The sequence below is a fragment of the Brevibacillus ginsengisoli genome (assembly GCF_050113715.1).
Taxonomy (GTDB): Bacteria; Bacillota; Bacilli; order Brevibacillales; family Brevibacillaceae; genus Brevibacillus_H; species Brevibacillus_H ginsengisoli.
Genome location: NZ_JBNJQR010000003.1, coordinates 94368 through 112564, shown reverse-complemented (window position 1 = coordinate 112564; position 18197 = coordinate 94368). Strand labels below are relative to the sequence as shown.

Below are 18197 nucleotides of genomic sequence, written 5' to 3'. Positions count from 1 at the left end.
TTCAATTAGTTAGGTTGTTTGGATTAAAATTGCTTATTTCATTTCTTGCATCACGAGTTTAACGATGTATTGAACCAAATCTTCTTTGCTGGAAAGGTCAACATTCGCCTTTTGGCTTGCATCGTCGCCCTTCAAGTCTTCCAGTTCTTTCATCCCGTAAACGAGACGTCGGATGTTCAACAAGTTCATTGGACCAATATTGTCTGAGGTGGAGCTGCCACCGACGGATCCGCAGCCAAGTGTAAGCGCAGGAACCAAACCAGTAGTTGCCCCGATGCCACCAAGTGCGCCCGGTGTATTGACCAGAATACGAGAGACTGGTTTTTTGAGGCCGAACTCACGAATAATCTCTTCATTCTGAGAGTGAATGATCAGGGTATGTCCTGCTCCTTCATTGTTCAGGATGGCGATGCAACGCTCGCAAGCAGCTTCCCAGTTCTCTTCCGTATAGAAGGCAAGAATTGGAGCCAGCTTTTCCCGTGAATAAGGGAATTCATGTCCCACACGGTTTTCTTCAGCGATCAGCACGCGTGCACCGGCAGGTACATCCAGCTTAGCCAACTTGGCGATTTGCTCGACGCTTTTCCCTACAATTTGTGGATTCATGGAACCGTTTGGTCTCATAATGAAGGCTGCCAGACGGTCGCTTTCTTCTTTGGTCAAGAAGTAAGCACCTTGTTTTTTGAACTCACTGATGACAGCGTCCTTGATGCAGGCTTCTGTGACAACAGATTGCTCAGATGCGCAGATCGTACCGTTATCAAAGGTCTTCGAATCTAGAATTCGTTTAACAGCTAACGGAATATCGGCACTGCGTTCGATAAAGGCTGGCCCGTTTCCTGGTCCTACTCCAATCGCAGGTGTACCGGAAGAATAAGCTGCTTTTACCATTGGAGTTCCGCCTGTTGCAAGGATCAGGTTGACATCTTTATGCTTCATCAATTCATTGGTTCCCTGAAGCGTTGGAAGAGTCAAGCAAGCGATTGCTCCATCTGGACAACCTGCGCGTTTGGCTGCTTCGCTGATCCGTTTAACTGTTTCCAAGATGCAGTTCAGCGCATTTGGATGTGGCGAGAAAATGATCGCATTCCCTGCCTTAATCGAAATCATCGCTTTGTAAATCGCAGTGGAAGTTGGATTAGTCGAAGGGATCAGCCCTGCGATAACCCCAACTGGTACAGCGATTTCCAACAGTTTGTTTTCTTTGTCCTCTTTTAAAATGCCTACGGTTTTCAAATCTTTGATCGATTCGTACACATACTTGGAGGCAAAAGTATTTTTGATGATCTTATCTTCCCATCGTCCGAAGCCTGTTTCGGTACAGGCCATTTTGGCTAGCCTTTCCCTCTCTGCAAACCCCTCATCAGCAATTGCTTTGACGATCCGGTCAATTTGCTCTTGGCTCATTGCGGCTAATTGTTTTTGCGCTTCCTTCGCTTTCGCAATCAAACAACGTACTTCTTGGATGGAAGCTAAGTCCTTGTCTACTATTTCCACGGACTCTCCTCCCCTCTCATATGTTTTCCGATTTCTGCAATCAGTTTATCTTTTTTGGCAAATTTGATTTCATTGAAGGTCATCGTCTTGATCTTGAGCCTCCGCGCCAGACGTCGAAGCTCAACGACCTTCATATCTTGCAGCGACCTGCCGCGAATGATATGGGCGGGTGTAGGGATCGCTCCCGATTTGTCAGACTGTACCGCTTCTGTCTGAGGAAGGCTTTCGTTGCTCTGATCAGCTTCCGAACCTGTTTCTTCCGCATATTCTTCGGAATCAGTCAACAATGGATCGTCATTGGAATCTTGGTTGTCTTCACAATGATCTTCCAACTGAATAGCTATTGGTGTTGGATCGTCAACTGCAGCCGGTTCCTCTTGCGGAAGAATCAGATTAGCCGTTTCTTCGTGCATTCGAGCAATCACGTGGCTGCTAATCAGGAGGCCCAAGTTTTGGGCTGCCTTCTCACCAGCTTCGACAGCCGCTCTGATCGCTCCAACGTCTCCGAGCAATTTGACGGTAACCAGACCGCCTTTTACTTTTTCAACACCGATGCAAGTCACATTGGCAGCTTTTAAGGCGCTATCGGCAGCTTCAATCGCACCCAAATATCCCCGTACTTCAATGAGGCCCAACGCTTTCAAACTCATAATCCTGCCTCAGTATTAATAACTGGTTGGGTTCTCTGCAACATAAACCACCGCAGCAGCAAATGCGTCACAGGCCGCTTTACAAGCAGATTGAGAACCGGTTAACAAGCCGCCGCCAAAGTTTGTTTCGGAAGGTGGTCCATAGAAGGCAACCAGTTTGACACTTGCCGCTTTCAAAGCCGCATCCAATGCGTACATTGCTTCCGCCGGAGGAGCGATCAAATAAGCAATCGCTTCGCCTTCTTCAACACCGGCAACACTGGACAGATAGGTACCTGTACGGGAAATACAGTGAGCAAAGTATGGAATGGAGTTGTCATCGTTCGCACTAACAAAGTGAGCACCATTCTCGATATGATCAATCGCGATGCTTACGCCACTTTTCACCTCTGCCGGGCTAGGTCCGGCCAAAATTCCGATTACTTCACCAGCCAGCTTGGTAGATGCGTTGCCTGCTCCCGCATAAAACGATTTCGCATAAACAACCTCTACGTCAGCTGCTTTGGTTGCCTCATCCAGAGCAGTATAGGTGATATCGTCACTGTCAGCGGTGATGATTCCCAAACTCTTGTGATGCGGTTTCAATTCCAGCTTTTCTGCCAAGTCAGGGCTTACGTTCGAAATAATCTTGACCGACAAAACCGTACCGCGAATCGGTTCATTTTTCATTGTGATTCCTCCATTCCTACTGTTTTAAGTCAATACCCGACGCTTTTTTATCGAGCATGGTTTTGATCAATTCTGCCGCATGAGCTCCAGCTTCAACCGCTTGAGTACCACCTTTGTGAATATTGGAGATAACCGTACGTTTCGCCTCCGGCATACCCACTTTTGGTTTGTAGGCGATGTAGGCACTCATGGATTCGGCAGTAACAAGTCCAGGACGTTCTCCGACGAGCAGACAAACGACATCAGCATCGGTTACTTCACCAATCACATCCATGGCAGGAACGCGACAATGTTTAACGAACAGGGTAGCACCCAGCTCGATACCATACATTTTCAAGCCTTGCTTGATCGCAGGGATCATATCTTCGATGTTGGCTTCGATCGCCGCGGAGCTTAATCCGTCCCCTACGACAAGTTGCACTTTTGGTGCTTTCGCGCATTTCTCTTTCATGATTCGAATCATGTCATCGGAGAACTGGCGACCAAGGTCTGGACGAGTCAGATACTCGTCTTTGTCCTTACAGGCGGTTTCCACTTTCACAAGTCCATTTTTGTCAACAAACGCTTCATCCACGTCGGAGAAGACGGCATCCTGGGCTGCCGCATGGTCTGCCCGGAAACGAAGCATTGTGGTAGTTTTGTAACGTGGGCCTGCACGCCAGATACCGACACGTGCTGGGGTTTTCAGCTTCATTTCCATTAACCCTTCACGGTTTTCTGGTTCTGGTACCAACATTTGTTTTCTGAGGTCGATTTCGGTAATATCTTCAAGGATACCCTCGCTGTCGATTTGGGTCATTGCTGCTGCTACCTTCTCTTGCACTTTTTCTGCATCCTGTGGTTTGGCTACCATCTGGACCAGAATGTTTTCAATCATTTGTTTAAGATCATTTTCATTTACCACAAGTTCTTCCCCCTTTCCCTAGCGTAAGAATACGGAAGCGTCGCCGGCTCTTTTGGTCAGCTTGCCGTTTTCGATGAAGCCCATTTTTTCCATCCACTGTTCAAATTCGCGGATTGGACGCAATCCCATCAAATCGCGCAGGGTAGCGGTATCATGATAGCCTGTGCATTGGTAGTTGAGCATAACGTCATCGCCGTGCGGGATACCCATGAAGTAGTTACAACCAGCAGCGGACAACAGAACAGCAAGATTCTCGATGTCGTTTTGGTCAGCTTTCATATGGTTGGTATAGCAAGCGTCAACACCCATCGGAATGCCTGACAATTTACCCATGAAGTGGTCTTCGAGACCAGCGCGCATAACTTGCTTGGAGTCATACAAGAATTCTGGTCCGATGAAGCCTACAACTGTGTTTACCAAGAATGGTTGGAAACGTTTCGCAAAGCCGTAGCAGCGAGCTTCCATGGTTACTTGGTCAACGCCGAAGTGAGCGTCGGAGGACAATTCGGAACCTTGTCCAGTTTCAAAATACATAACGTTAGGTCCGGTTGATGTACCTTGATGCAAGGCAAGTTGTCTTGCTTCTTCGATCGTCGCTGCGTTGAAGCCAAATGCTTCATTTCCTTTTTCGGAACCCGCAATCGATTGGAAAATCAGGTCAGATGGAGCACCTTTGCGGATCGCTTCCATTTGGGTTGTTACGTGAGCCAATACACAGGTTTGCGTTGGAATGGCCCATTTATTTTTCATTTCTTCAAATTTTTTCAATACACGTGTAACACTCTCAGCTGTGTCGTCTACCGGGTTAAGACCCAATACCGCATCACCTACACCATAGGTTAAACCTTCCATCAACGATGCCAGAATACCGTCTGGATCATCAGTAGGGTGGTTTGGCTGCAAACGACATGCCAGGGTTCCTTCCAACCCGATCGTAGTGTTACATTTAGCGGTAATACGGATTTTTTTTGCACCGTAGATCAAATCCAGGTTGGACATGATTTTGGCAACGGCAGCTACCATTTCGGAAGTAAGACCACGGGAGATACGCTTGATATCTTCACCAGTAGTGTTTTCATTCAAAATCCACTCGCGCAGTTCTTCTACTGACCAGTTTTTGATAGAGTCGTAGATTCTTTCATTCACGTCATCTTGAATGATGCGTGTTACCTCATCCGTTTCATAAGGAACAACAGGATTATTGCGCAGGTCAGACAGTGTTAAGTTGGACAGAACCACCTTGGCTGCAACACGCTCTTCAGCTGAAGTAGCGGCTACCCCCGCCAATCGGTCACCGGATTTCTCTTCATTAGCTTTTGCCAGGACATCAATGATGGACGCAAATTGATAGGTACGTCCAAATAATTTAGTTTTTAAAATCATTGAAATCCTCCTCTCTGATCGGTTCATTGGTTAAAAATTAATGTTTTGATCACTACAGGCAACACTGTTCCGTTAGCCACGGGTTTCCCGATGTCGATATAGTCGCCATTGTCAACAGAGATGCTATCGATGCACACTACATCTTTCTTGTATTGCAGACGCGCATACATGGTTTGCCCCAACACTTTCGCCATATCGTTCTCGACAACCACAACTAACGGACTCGCTTTTTCAATCAGCGCCTTCATTCCCATCAGCAATCCATCGGCGTAGCGCTCGACATCTGTGAACTTCGGATTTTTCAGACCGGTAAAGGCGACGACTACATTGGGTAGTTCTCCATCCACTCGGAACCATTCAAGCTTCTCGGCAATCACTCGTCCAAGCGACGCAGAGTCCAGCTCTTCATCCTGCTTGGCAAGTTTCAGAATCGGAATGTTTTTTAACGGGAAAATTTCATTGGTATACGTGATCGTGCTACCGCTGATTTCCGTCGTATGAGAGCCTGCCCCAACCACCGTTGCGCGGATTGTCTCCGCCGCAGTGATCAGCTTCAAGTCCCTCGTCATTGCCGACTTTTGGATTGAGCGTCCCAGCAGGACTCCGATGTCTCCAAATCGGAAAACATCGTCTGTTTCCCCGGCGTAAATGTAATCGGCAACGCCTCCGGAAAAAGAGACGCAAGTGATTGGCCGTTCAAGCTTCAATCCTTTGTTCGTCAAGATGGTTTCGTAAAAATCGCTTTGCGCTCGCAGCCCTACGCTTTCTTCTAACAGCTTGACCATCTCGTCAATGACTGGCATGAGCAACTCGGGTGTAGCGGTTTGACCGAGCTGAATGGAAAGCCCTTTTCGTTCGATCAATCGTTTGATCTTGTCGGCAATATATGTAATCTTTCCAGTCGCCTTGTCAACCTTGATCAACCTTCCGCCAATATCCAAACAGCCTGTATCAATAAGTTCATCATTGCAAAATACTGCCAGATTGGTTGTGCCACCACCAATGTCCAGATTGACGACAGAAGTGGCATGCTCTTTTGCGTAGGCGTGAGCACCTGCCCCTTTAGCGGCGATGATGCTCTCCAGATCGGGACCAGCTGTGGCCACGACGAAATCTCCCGCGTATCCACTGAGATTCAGCAATACGTCATTGGCATTTTCCTTTCGGGCGGTTTCCCCCGTGATAATCACAGCGCCTGTCTGAATATCCTGTTTGTCAACCCCTCCCTTTTTGTATTCCCGCTCGACAAACGCTCGGATAGCCGCTGTGTCGATTCGGTTGTCATCGAGAACCGGTGTGAAAATAATTTCGCTTTCATACACCACCTCTTTATCCGAAATCACTAGACGTGGGACGGTAAAACTAGAGGCCATATTCTCGATATAGAGCTTTGACAAAACCAGTTGTGTCGTCGAGGTACCAATATCGATACCGACGCTGAGCAACGTTTCTCTTATGTTCCTCACCTCCCTCCAAAGCTTCTAAGAAACAAAAAAGCTTAAAGTTATAATAAATCCACCAAAATAGGGATTTATAACCTTAAGCTTCTTTGCTTATTTGTTCGACGCTACCTCATTGTAGTCGCCGCGTTAAACCTTATTTTTCGAAGTCAAAGACCACTTTTGTTCCGTCGCCATCCGATTCATACAGGATGTTGCCTTTCAACTTTTCCTTCACATAGCTTGATACAATGCTAAGTCCAAGGCTTGTCTGCTGATTATCTTCGGCCTTGTAGCCTTTTCCGTTGTCGATGACGGCAATGGATATGTCATCGTCTTCTTCCTTGATAAAGATCGTAACCATTCCCTTATCCGTATCACTAAAGGCATGATCAAAGCAGTTTTGCAACAGCTCATTGATGATTAGAGCAATCGCAACGGTCCGGTCACTATCTACGGACACTTCCGCTTCCGCGATTACCTCTATATCAATCGACTTCTCATAGATATAGCAGCGTTTGATATTCGAGACAATGCTCTGGATGACTTCCACAATGTTGATTTCATCATTAAACTGCTTAGAGAGCAATTCATGTGTCGCGGCAATCGACAGAATCCGGCTAACACTTTCATTCAGATACTTCCTGGCTTCATCACTGGAGCATCGACGCCCCTGAATACGCAAGAGTGAAGCAACTGTTTGCAGGTTATTTTTCACACGATGGTGGATCTCCCGGATCGCCACAGACTTGGAGATGATCTCCGCCTCTTTGTTCTTGATCTCTGTAATATCACGGCAAACGACAGCCAGACACAAGTCCTTCTCGCTCATGTGGATTTTTTTGATCGAAAAGAAATACTTGCCAACCGACACTTCAACGCGATCTTGCTGTTTGGGCTGCTCCCCATTACTTTGCTCCATCACTTTCGCAAAGGTTGTCCTGTCCAATGACAAGTTATCGTAATGCAAGCCCTGAATATCCTGCATGTAGCCTAAAGATTTGTAGTAAATATCAGCCTTGTTGTTCTTTAATTGCAGATATCCATTTTTATCAAAGATGAGTATTCCATCGTCTAGATGATTGTTGATAAATTCATTTGTTCTAATCATATCGCTTAGTGTAGACGTAAGAGCTTCATATTTATAATTGTTCTTTTGAATTTCAAAGTTTTGCTTGATATCCTCACTTACGTCTTTTTCAAGAATCAAGACACCGATCACTTTCTCATCGTTCTTGATCGGAAAAACAGTTTGGGTGACCAGCCTGTTCTCCTGTGTTTTCGCTTTTAATCCTTTTGAGCTAATCCCTGTTTCCAAGGTTCGAATAACACCAGGCTCATTTTCTCGTAATGCCTTTTCCCCCACAACGGAACGCTGGTAGACAGATTTTCCACCGCCGGGATCGCCATGATACACGACAATCGCCTCGTTGGAGTGCTTGGACGGCACATCGATAAACACATCACACTCATAATATTCGATGATATGTTGAAGAGATTTGGATACTTCGATGAGTTTGTCAATATCTTTATCATTGAAAGGCGTATACTTTCGACAAAGTGATTGAATCCTGGAGGAATGATCTGCTCTATTCATAGGTCTCCACAATTGTCTGGGCAATTTCAATGATAGGACATCTTCGATCCATACTCAGCTTACGCATCATTTGGTAAGCTTCCTCTTCTGTTAACCCGGAATCGTTCATTAACAATCCTTTTGCCTTTTCAATCACTTTTCGTTCATCCAGCTTTTGTGAAACCTTGTCCAATTCTTTGCCCAATCGTTGAATGTCTTTACCACGCGCGATACTAACCTCTACCATTGGAATCAGCGACTTTTCATCCAGCGGTTTCACCAGATACCCGAGAGCACCCGCTTGTTTTGCCTTTTCCACACATTCTGTATCGCAATATGCCGTCAACAGCACAACCCCTTTGGCAAGCTTTTGAGATAAAATGCGCTTGCTTGCTTTCAACCCATCCAAGACGGGCATCTGAATATCCATGATAACCAGATCGGGTTCGTGTTGCTTGCATACTTCAATGGCTTCAAATCCATCGGAAGCTTCCCCTACAACCGTGTAGTTGGCTTCTTCCAAGATATCTCTGACGTCCATTCTAATAATTGGTTCATCATCCACAATGACAATAGTTCCACTCATTCCGTTATACACCTCGTTGTATGTAATGGAAATGACTTCACACCTAGAAAGTTTCCAGCTAAAGCGTTTCCAAATATGCTTTGATTTCCTCAATACCAGTTCCATCTACCGCGGAAACTTCAAAAATACTAGAAGCACCCGCTTCTCTTAGCCGCTCCTTTGCTGTAGCAACCTGTGCATCGGTCGCAAGATCTACCTTGCTCACAATACCAATCACCGGCTTGGCAAATACGCTGGCAAAAGAAGGAGGAAAGTAATTTTCCGTAGCCGTGCAATCCTGTACGAGTCCGATCACATCCGCATCAACGCTGGTTACGATCAGTGCCTTATAATAGAATCTGTTTTCCATGTACTCGCCCGGAGTGTCAATCGCGTGTTGAAATGTCTCAATAGCTTGTGTTTTTTTATAGACAACAGCTTGTTCGTGCAGTTTTTGGCAGAGGGAGGTTTTTCCGCTTCCCGACTGACCCATGAAAATTATTTTTTTCATCTGTTCGCCCTCTTCCCTACGTTCTCGTAATCGGTGATGTAGAGAAGTGAAGAATGGTGCTCAACCCATCCAGAACTGAGGTTAAGGCAGATTCAACCGATCCGACGTCCCCCGTGATGACGAGTGAACCGCTAAACCGATCGACAAACCCGATGCTCACGCCAGCTGCCTTCGTCGCGATGTCTGCCGCGATGATCGTAGCCTCACTTGGTGTGATGGTCAGGATCCCGATGGCCTCAATTTTCTCATTCGCTAGTCCGAGTTTCTTCCAGATGTCCTGGTTTGGATTCGCAATTAGATGAGCCAGAGTAACCTGTTTCCCTGGGACAAACTCCTGAATTACCCTTGGTTTATCAGTTTCAGTGCTCATAAAATCTTCCTTACATGTGTGACATACAAAAACGGTTTCATTCTTTTTTTTGGAAAAGAAAAGGCTTCATCTCAAATGATATAAGATCATCTTAGAGAGAAGCCCCATTGCTTCAAGCGTTATTGGTAACACGTCTTTGTGTCATCATCACTATAATCCAACTCTATTTGACCGTCAACAACTTTGACTAGGTCTATTTCACTAATTCACGAGATTCATACATTATTGACTCAATTTGTTCAAAATTCCAATGACATCTTCTTTCGTTGGGGTACGCGGATTGGTTTTGGTACAGCCATCAAGCAGTGCTCCTTCAGCGATGCTCATCTTCGCTTCCTCCACCTGAGCATAATCCAGTTTGCATGCTCTGAACGTTGTAGGCATATTCAACCGCTTTTGCATGGAGGTAATCGCATTGATCAAACTTCTTACCCCTACACGTGGATTGGATGCCGACAAGCCGAGCATCTTGGCCAACTTGGCATATTTGATTGCCGCTGCGGAAGAAACTCCGTCCGCAAATCCTTTCAGCTCAGCATTGTATTCAATCACATACGGCAATAAAAGCGCATTCATTCTACCGTGCGGAATATGCAACTTGGCTCCAGCCACGTGGGCAATCCCGTGATTCAGACCGAGAGAGGTCAGGTTAAACGCCATTCCCGCCATGCAGGACGCATTGTGCATTTTTTCACGTGCTTCCATATCATTACCATTCTGATAGGCACGAGGCAGGAATTCAAATACGAATTGCACCGCTTTTTCCGCTAACGCGTCCGCGATATCGTTCGCATCCGTCGACACATAAGCTTCAATCGCATGGGTCAACACGTCCATACCGGTGTCTGCGGTAATAAAGTCTGGAACGCTTTTTACAAGCTCAGGATCCAGTATCGCTTCTTCCGGAAGAAATTCGTCTGACACCAGCGGATACTTGGTTTTTTTGGCCTGATCCGTAATGACAGAGAATGAAGTCACTTCTGACCCTGTTCCACTCGTTGTCGGAATAGCAATGAATCGAACCGAATTCAGTCCGGAAATCTTCCTCGCAAAATCTTTGATCGCTTTCGCCGCATCAATCGCTGATCCACCACCCAGCGCGATAATCACATCCGCGCGAAAAGCCATCAGCTTGCTAACCCCGCCGACAATAGTCTCAATAGGTGGATCCGGCACAATATCGTCGAATACTTCAAATTGATTTTTCTCAGCAATCTTGTCAGTAATACGATCAATCATTCCAGACTTCACCATAAAGGGGTCTGTCACCACAAAGATGTTCTGACCATTCAATTCGGATAACCGCTCCAGAGAACCAGTTCCCAGATAAATATCCGTTTTAAAACTGATTTTTGCCATTCGGTTTCGCTCCTTTTCTCCTAAAAGATTGTTTGAAAAAATAAAAAAAGCTCCATAGGAAATAAATTCCTATGAAGCCTCATTGCTTGTCTTGTAGGCACAACATTGTGCTGACTAAAGGATACTCTCGTTGGGTGGTTCTGTCAATTGGGTTTTTGGGGTGGGTGGGTTTGGTTGGAGTGTAGTGTTATTTTTAAAAAAGGAGTGTCCTAGAAAAGCTTTGAGGAAAGCACAATAATCGCCTACCAGTTAATGTAAATACAAGATTATTATAACGTATTTACACGGTGTCGCATTAAAATATAGTGAAATAAAAATGGCTGCCGACCTTCTCGACAGCCTGAAGAGCAGATGATTTCTGCTCTTTCTTTCGTGATAATTAAGTAACGAAGAAAATCCCTGAATGCTCTGGAACTAAATTAGTAATTTATTCAAATACGCGCGTTGTAGATAGAATTATGACACGATTAGATTAAGAGATTTAGCGAAAAGTAACTATTTTCTCTCTCCGTAATTCATCAATTGTTGGCAAATCAGCTGGTGCCCATTGTAAGGAGTTCAACTCATCACGTGTTATCCATCTTAATTCTTCATGTTCACTTGCTTGTGGAACACCACCCACGACCTTTGCAAAGTATGTAATAAGACGTACTTTCACAGTTGGATATTCATAAACAGAGTCACTAACGAGCTCTCCAACTTCTATATCACATTCAAGTTCTTCTCTTATCTCACGGATAAGCGAATCCTGTGGCATCTCACCTTTCTCAATTTTTCCACCTGGGAATTCCCACATCCCTGGTAGGGACATCTGCTTAGAACGTAGAGCAGCTAAGATTTTATGTTCTTCATTTACTATAACGGCACCAACTACATCTACTTGCTTCATTTTTATCCTCCTTATCTATCGCACAAAATCAAGATAAATATCATCGGGTAACGTGTGATGTAACTTCCAAGTAATACTCATTGGCTTATCTCCCACGCTACTTAAATAGTCTAACTCTCCAACGTAAGTAAAAGGAAGTGTCTTTCCATGCATCTGGTCAAATTTTCGTACAAATAAATGAATGTGGATATCTCTGTCTTTATGATGTATGTAGTCTTGCCCTCTTTCGGAAACATGAGACGTTTGATTCGCACTTTGCCAATGGAAATGATTCTTATCAATAAAGTAATCGTGGTAGTTTAGGTGTTCAGCAGTTTTTTCCTCATCCTTTTTCAATGTTACAAAATAAAGATAGTGATTCTTTACCCTGCTAATTCCTTCTCTCCAAGAACCTTCCTTGGCTTCAGATTGAAAGAGATATATTAATTCATTTCTAGTGTAATTTTGATAGAGTTGTACTTTTGGTTTTCCCTTGAAAAATGAAGTAGGATTGTAGGTCCGCCTGAATTCCACTAGTCCATATTCAATTCTTGATTGAAAATAATTATGAAACTTCAAATCATTCCAAGTACCTTTTATATCATCATTAACTATGAAAGTATTATTTTCGAACATTCCAAAAGCCCAAGTTTGTTTTCTATTGGATTGAGCAAGACGCTCCATAGCTCGAATAATATAGCTCTCGTGGTGTTCATATTTCATTGGAATTCCAAACTTTTCTGTTAAAAAGTTAATTATATCCCCTACCGATATATTCTTTAAACGATCTATTAACGACAAAACTGCAAACTCATACGGCCACTTAATTGGGATGGACTGTTCTATGCGCTGAATAATTTCTAATGTTAGTTTAGAATTCAAAACTTCTTCATCAAAATCGTTTGTGTCTTTCATTCTCCTTTTTGTTTCGACCCATGATCCATACTTTTGGATAAAGAAATGGAGGCTCGGTGCAGCTGGTGAGTATAGGAAATCTTCAATTTCAGGAGAATAGCCTAATTCACGTCGGAACTCAGCATATAAACTTGCTAACATCTGGTTATCATCCATACGAATTTGTTTTATCTTGTCCAAAATCCTTTGACGTGAAATCTCCTCTAATTCAACGAAACAACCATCCGGTAAACTAGCGAATTCTGTTTCCACAATGACCCTAAGAGCGTCCCTATCGAATGCCTTGTGATTGGTTTGTCCAGATAATGCAAGTGGAACAATAAAAGATCGCTGATAATTACCAATAAAATCGAGTATTGTTACAAACTCTTTCTCTTCTGATTTACGAAGCCCGCGACCCAATTGTTGGATAAAAATTGTTGCTGACTCTGTCGGACGCAAAAAAAGCACAAGGTTAAGCGATGGAATATCAATTCCTTCATTAAAAATATTGACTGTGAAGATAAATTCAAGTGGGTCGTTTTCATCCTCTAAACGTTTGATAGTTCGTCTGCGTATTCCAGGATCATCCTCACCAGTCAGACAAGTAGCATGATACCCACGACGATTAAATTCTTCTGCCATAAAAATAGCATGTTCAACAGAAGCACAGAATCCCAAAGCCTTTCTTAGCTTTCCGTCATTCCCGAACTTTTCAATCATTTCGATGATATAAGAAACACGTTCATGTGACTTCAACGCTTTTACCAGTGCTTCCTCAACAAAGGTACCATTTTGTTGAGCAATATCATCATAATCTACCGTATCCCCCAGCCCAAAATAATGGAATGGAGCAAGTAAACCTGCATCTAGCGCTTGATGTAATCTTATTTCATACACCACGTTATGGTCGCATAGAGCCAAAACGTCCCGTCCATCCATACGTTCAGGAGTTGCTGTTACTCCAAGCAAAAACTTAGGTTGAAAATAATCTAGTATCTTACGGTAAGTATCTGCTTCTGCATGATGAAATTCATCGACAATAATATAATCAAAATACGTAGGTAAAAACCTACCCAAGGATTCTTCACGATGTAACGTCTGTACTGTAGAGAATAGGAAGGGTTTGTCCCACTCCTTAATGGTTCCTGTTACTTTTCCCATCATATCTTCAGAGCCAAAGACCGAGATGAATGTTTCTTTAGCATTTTCAAGTAGTTCATCTCTATGAGCAATAAACAATACTTTTTCTGCTTTCATTTGATGAACATCAAATGCAGAAAGATATGTTTTTCCTGTTCCAGTTGCAGCAATGATTATACCTTTTTTATTTCCTCCTGCCCTTGTCTCCTTTAAGGCTTCTAATGCTGATTTTTGCATCGCATTTGGTTTAAGTTTAATATTATTTGAAATATCCATGTCATAGTTGATTGTGGCCTCGGCTACCTTATACCCACTAGGACTTGGTACATAGCTTATTGTTCTCTCGATTTTCTTTTGTTCAAAATGTGATTCGTAATCATTAATTTTTTCCAAGGTTAAATCTAATGCACGCTCATCATTCCAAAGTTCGTCAAACAATAAAGCCGCTTTATTATAAATAGGAATATGAGGAGCATCTGGAAGCTTCACATTCCATTCATACCCATTTTGAATGGCTGAGAAAGATAGATTGGAAGAACCAATAATGACACTGTTCAGGTTAGAATCTCGATTAAACAAATAGGCCTTTGTGTGAAATGAGGTATTGCCGGAGTTAAAGAGCTTCACTTGAACATTTTCTAATTCAAACAATCTTCGTAATGCTTTAGGCTCTGTCACATTCATGTATGTCGATGTCAGAATTCTGATCTGCTTATCCTGTTTATGTAATTCATCAATTGAGCGCAAAAGTAACTGCAACCCAGACCAACGAATAAAACTAACCATGAAGTCAACTCGATCAGCTGTTATTAATTCAGTTCGCAATATCTTAAAAAAGTTTTGTCCGCTCTTATTCTGATTTGTTACAAGATGTGGCATACTAAAAAACATCTCAGGGTAGATAATTGGAATTAACTCGTCGTCATACCGATATTGAATGCTTGATAAAGGTCTGAGTAAGTCGTTTAGACTATCGTTCTCTAGTTGTCTTTCTAGGTTGGTAACCACATTTATCATTTCTTCAAACTTCTCATTATTGGCTAATTCTTTGAGAGTGTTTCCGACTTTATTTGAAATATAATAGGTTAAAGCATTTGCGTATTCACTTGGTGATATACGGTATGCTTTATGATTATCGGGATAGTTGGTGTTATGTAACTGAAGTTCCTCGTAAAAACCTTTTTTATCCTTCATAAGTATAAACTCTCCTTATTGAGTCCCTTTTGCCATAAAGATAGTTTACAATAATTGGACTGGAAAGTTATTGATAAAAGGAGAAAAAGTTTGTCTAGGTTAGAATTTAAGAAAGATCAACTACAAGAACTTATGAAATAAGTTCTTTATCGGACATATTAGAAAAATGGAATGACTTAAAAAATTAAAAAACCCTTGATTTCTCAAGAGTTTCCAACGTCTTATGTATGGTGATCCGGACTGGGTTCGAACCAGCGACCCCCACCCTGTCAAGATGGTGCTCTCCCAACTGAGCTACCGGATCACATTTGAAATGAAATTGGGTTGAAACTAAACGATTAATGGTGGGCCCTGTAGGACTCGAACCTACGACCAATCGGTTATGAGCCGACCGCTCTAACCAACTGAGCTAAGGGCCCTCAAGTGAGGTTTTAACGGGACGAAAATAAATATATCGCATTTCGGAGATAATTTCAAGAGGGAAATGCAGTTTTTATTCATTTTTTTAGTAGAACTACTTGATTGAACTAGTATATGGCGAAGAAAAGCGAAAGCGATCACATCATTTTACCAACACGAAGTGTTCTATAGCCAGGTATTCCCTGCAATCCCCCGCTTCTCCTCTACCATTTCCTGTAAACCACTTCATTTATGCTCCAAGCTTGTTCAACAAGCACATCGTCCTTCCCTACCCAGCCTGCTCCTCATCCTCCACTTGAGTCAAATGAATCAGGCGATCCGTCTCCGCTTCCTCTTGCTCATCACGCAGACGATGCGCCATACGACTAGACGCATTAGCGGCAATACTGCACACCAAATCGTCCAGGAAGGTATTCACTTTGCCGGAGCTCTTGTTGTCCAGATGTCGGATGATCCCGATTTTTTGTTTGTCCAAATGGCCAAAGGTGGTGACGGCGATACTTCCATATCCAAATACAGAACCAAGCGCGAGGGTTTCGTCACAACCGAACAGCCCTTCGTCAGCGGCTACAATCGATTGCAATGGTTCTGATAGCATTCCTTTTTCGGCAAGGATGTCCAGTTCCACTCCAACTAGGATGGCGTGCTGGATTTCGCGCTTTTCCAGTACCGCTTTGACACTGGCGATGCAAGGTTCCATTGTAAGATTCGGATGATAAGGGGATTGCATCATGTAGACAATCTCCGCGATGTCTTCCTCTCTCACGCCTCGATCATGAAGCCGTTGAATGGCCGCGCTTCTGACTTCTCTACTGTGTACTTGTTTGGTCATAAGTGAGACAACTCCTTCCACGCTGAAAAGTGAAGTCATGTTTCTATATAGTATCATACATTAGCTAAATTGCGACAAAATTCCAAATGAGACACAATTGTTCGGGCATGGGTGTAAATGGGAGTTGATTCACCGAAAGGGAAGGAAGTCTAGCTGTAGAATGGTGGTCTATCGACAAGAAGGTGTTGCTTCTTATGCAGGCACTTCCCAGAGAGTCGATCTCTTCCTCCCTTCCTATTGCTTCGGGTATAATACACAAAAAGACATTGATCTATTGGAGGAGGTACCGCTGGTGGTTTCAGTAGATATACCCAAAGGCTCGATTCAAGAAGTAATCCTGACAAGCCGTCATCTGGGAACAGAGGAACGGATTATGATTTATACGCCTCATCGGTACACGCCTCTCTACTCCTATCCGGTTGTGTATATCCAGGATGGGGACGATTATCTGTCGCTGGGGCGCCTGCCATCTTTGCTTGACCAGTTTTCACATTCCCGCGAGACTCAGGATGTGATTGCGGTATTCATTCCGGTGAAGAAAGAAAAACGGACAAGTCGCTACCATCCCGAGGGCGAAGAACATGCCCAGTACAAGCGCTTTCTAGCGGAAGAAGTGGTTTCTTATATCGATCGCCACTACTCGACGCATCCGTTGGGGCATGCCAGAACTTTGCTTGGTGAATCGTTAGGCGGGGTTGTCTCTTTGTTTACGGCGCTTACTTATCCCCACACTTTTGGACAAGTCGCTGCTCAGTCTGGCGCGTTTTCCTCTTCGCTTTGCGCAAAAGTGAATGAATGGGAGATTTCCCCGCAGCTCTCTGTCTATATGGAGATTGGCACACAGGAACGAGAAGTGGAAACCTCTCGAGGAGTGCTGGACTTGGTCGAAGGAAATGAACAGATGCGTGAAATTCTGCATAATAAAAAGATCACCCTCCGCTATGAAACCTTCGAGGGTGACCACACATGGGGTTATTGGCAAGCGAATCTGCCGCATATCTTGCATCACTTTTTGAAAAAGTAATAGAGCAACTGCCTATTCTGTAGGCTGTTTGTCCTCTCTGTTCTGCGATACAGAGAACTCTTCCATATCCGTCCGGCGAACAAAAAAAATCAATAAAAAAGTTAATGAAACCAAGGTAAGAAGACCTAAAAAAATATACGTCATCATCCAAGCTGTATTCAGAGAAATCACCTCCCGTTTTCAGTCTTGCTAAAAGTGCATACAGATATACGGGAGGGTGTAAGATTACACAAAAGGCGAATCTTCTGGTAATATAGAAGCTGGATGTTATGATCAGCAGAAGTGAAAATTAAAGGAGGGGTTCCAGTATGAAAAAATACAGTCTCGTCATTTTTCCTTCCAATGAAGTTCAGGAAGTGGCTAATTCCTACCGCAAGCGTTACGATTCTCATTTCGCACTGATTTCACCGTTCATTCGGTTGGTTGACACCTTTGAATTAGATGAAGAAAAAGTGCCTGGGCTTGTTCAGAATATACAGCAAGCGGCCGAGTCTACGGATGCCTTTACCGTTAAGTTTCACCGCGTGTCTACGTTCCATCCAACAAGCAACACGCTTTATTTGGCGGTCCAAAACAAAGAGCCATTTGAAAAATTGCATCTCACGTTGGTAGAGTATCTTGGTCTGCGAGCGCAATCTTTTGCCTTCGTTCCTCATGTAACCATTGGTCGTAACCTGACGGATGACGAATGCAAGGACGTTGCTGGTCAATTAAGAATGATGAAGTTTGATCTTGATTCCGAGATTGATTCCTTCCAACTGATCTCTGAAGAAGAAGATAAGACGTGGAAGGTTGTACAATCCTTTAACCTGAAGGGCTAACCTATCTGTAATTTCTCAGATCCTTCCTCCCTGGAAGGATCTGTTCTCTATTAAAGTCATAGATCTAAACCATTGATC

General features: G+C 43.7%; 16 protein-coding genes and 2 tRNA genes. 2 read left to right on the top strand and 16 right to left on the bottom strand.

Going from position 1 to position 18197, the window contains the following annotated elements:
• Positions 1 to 33: 33 nt before the first annotated feature.
• The 16 genes from ACQCN2_RS07640 to ACQCN2_RS07565 form a co-directional block, all read right to left on the bottom strand.
• Positions 34 to 1497 carry an acetaldehyde dehydrogenase (acetylating) gene (locus tag ACQCN2_RS07640; RefSeq protein ID WP_426928298.1) on the bottom strand — a complete coding sequence of 488 codons (1464 nt, stop codon included), beginning with the start codon at positions 1495 to 1497 and terminating at the stop codon, positions 34 to 36.
• Entirely contained in the window at positions 1488 to 2147 is a 660-nt protein-coding gene (locus tag ACQCN2_RS07635) for a BMC domain-containing protein (protein ID WP_426928297.1), read from the bottom strand. Before ACQCN2_RS07635 ends, ACQCN2_RS07640 begins: the two co-directional genes overlap by 10 nt.
• Positions 2148 to 2162: 15 nt before the next feature.
• Complete coding sequence (gene eutL, locus ACQCN2_RS07630; RefSeq protein ID WP_426928296.1) at positions 2163 to 2816, bottom strand: ethanolamine utilization microcompartment protein EutL; 654 nt, start codon at positions 2814 to 2816, stop codon at positions 2163 to 2165.
• Positions 2817 to 2832: 16 nt separating this feature from the next.
• A complete protein-coding gene (eutC, locus tag ACQCN2_RS07625) occupies positions 2833 to 3693 on the bottom strand; it encodes an ethanolamine ammonia-lyase subunit EutC (protein WP_426928656.1) in 861 nt (286 codons plus the stop codon).
• A 45-nt stretch (positions 3694 to 3738) separates the two neighbouring features.
• On the bottom strand, positions 3739 to 5103 hold the full coding sequence (locus ACQCN2_RS07620; RefSeq protein WP_426928295.1) for an ethanolamine ammonia-lyase subunit EutB: 1365 nt from the start codon (positions 5101 to 5103) through the stop codon (positions 3739 to 3741).
• A gap of 23 nt (positions 5104 to 5126) precedes the next feature.
• Complete coding sequence (gene eutA / locus ACQCN2_RS07615) at positions 5127 to 6560, bottom strand: ethanolamine ammonia-lyase reactivating factor EutA (RefSeq protein ID WP_426928655.1); 1434 nt, start codon at positions 6558 to 6560, stop codon at positions 5127 to 5129.
• Between the two features lie 139 nt (positions 6561 to 6699).
• Entirely contained in the window at positions 6700 to 8139 is a 1440-nt protein-coding gene (locus ACQCN2_RS07610; protein WP_426928294.1) for a histidine kinase N-terminal domain-containing protein, read from the bottom strand.
• On the bottom strand, positions 8132 to 8704 hold the full coding sequence (locus ACQCN2_RS07605) for an ANTAR domain-containing response regulator (protein ID WP_426928293.1): 573 nt from the start codon (positions 8702 to 8704) through the stop codon (positions 8132 to 8134). The genes ACQCN2_RS07610 and ACQCN2_RS07605 overlap by 8 nt, the downstream gene beginning before the upstream one ends.
• A 58-nt stretch (positions 8705 to 8762) precedes the next feature.
• A complete protein-coding gene (locus ACQCN2_RS07600) occupies positions 8763 to 9194 on the bottom strand; it encodes a EutP/PduV family microcompartment system protein (protein WP_426928292.1) in 432 nt (143 codons plus the stop codon).
• Between the two features lie 16 nt (positions 9195 to 9210).
• Complete coding sequence (gene eutS, locus ACQCN2_RS07595) at positions 9211 to 9564, bottom strand: ethanolamine utilization microcompartment protein EutS (RefSeq protein WP_426928291.1); 354 nt, start codon at positions 9562 to 9564, stop codon at positions 9211 to 9213.
• A 222-nt stretch (positions 9565 to 9786) separates the two neighbouring features.
• On the bottom strand, positions 9787 to 10923 hold the full coding sequence (locus tag ACQCN2_RS07590) for a 1-propanol dehydrogenase PduQ (protein ID WP_426928290.1): 1137 nt from the start codon (positions 10921 to 10923) through the stop codon (positions 9787 to 9789).
• Positions 10924 to 11404: 481 nt separating this feature from the next.
• Positions 11405 to 11812 (bottom strand): (deoxy)nucleoside triphosphate pyrophosphohydrolase, encoded by a 408-nt coding sequence (locus ACQCN2_RS07585; protein ID WP_426928289.1) that lies wholly within the window; start codon positions 11810 to 11812, stop codon positions 11405 to 11407.
• A 15-nt stretch (positions 11813 to 11827) separates the two neighbouring features.
• Entirely contained in the window at positions 11828 to 15022 is a 3195-nt protein-coding gene (locus tag ACQCN2_RS07580) for a DUF3427 domain-containing protein (protein WP_426928288.1), read from the bottom strand.
• 228 nt (positions 15023 to 15250) lie between these two features.
• Positions 15251 to 15326: transfer RNA gene (locus ACQCN2_RS07575), tRNA-Val, on the bottom strand.
• A gap of 38 nt (positions 15327 to 15364) precedes the next feature.
• Positions 15365 to 15441 (bottom strand) — tRNA-Ile (locus tag ACQCN2_RS07570).
• A gap of 269 nt (positions 15442 to 15710) precedes the next feature.
• On the bottom strand, positions 15711 to 16274 hold the full coding sequence (locus ACQCN2_RS07565) for a phosphatidylglycerophosphatase A family protein (RefSeq protein WP_426928287.1): 564 nt from the start codon (positions 16272 to 16274) through the stop codon (positions 15711 to 15713).
• Positions 16275 to 16434: 160 nt separating this feature from the next.
• Between ACQCN2_RS07565 and ACQCN2_RS07560 the strand changes: the two genes are divergently transcribed.
• Complete coding sequence (locus tag ACQCN2_RS07560) at positions 16435 to 17298, top strand: alpha/beta hydrolase (protein WP_426928286.1); 864 nt, start codon at positions 16435 to 16437, stop codon at positions 17296 to 17298.
• A 308-nt stretch (positions 17299 to 17606) separates the two neighbouring features.
• Positions 17607 to 18119, top strand: a complete 513-nt coding sequence (locus ACQCN2_RS07555) for a 2'-5' RNA ligase family protein (RefSeq protein ID WP_426928285.1) — start codon at positions 17607 to 17609, stop codon at positions 18117 to 18119.
• Positions 18120 to 18197: the final 78 nt, after the last annotated feature.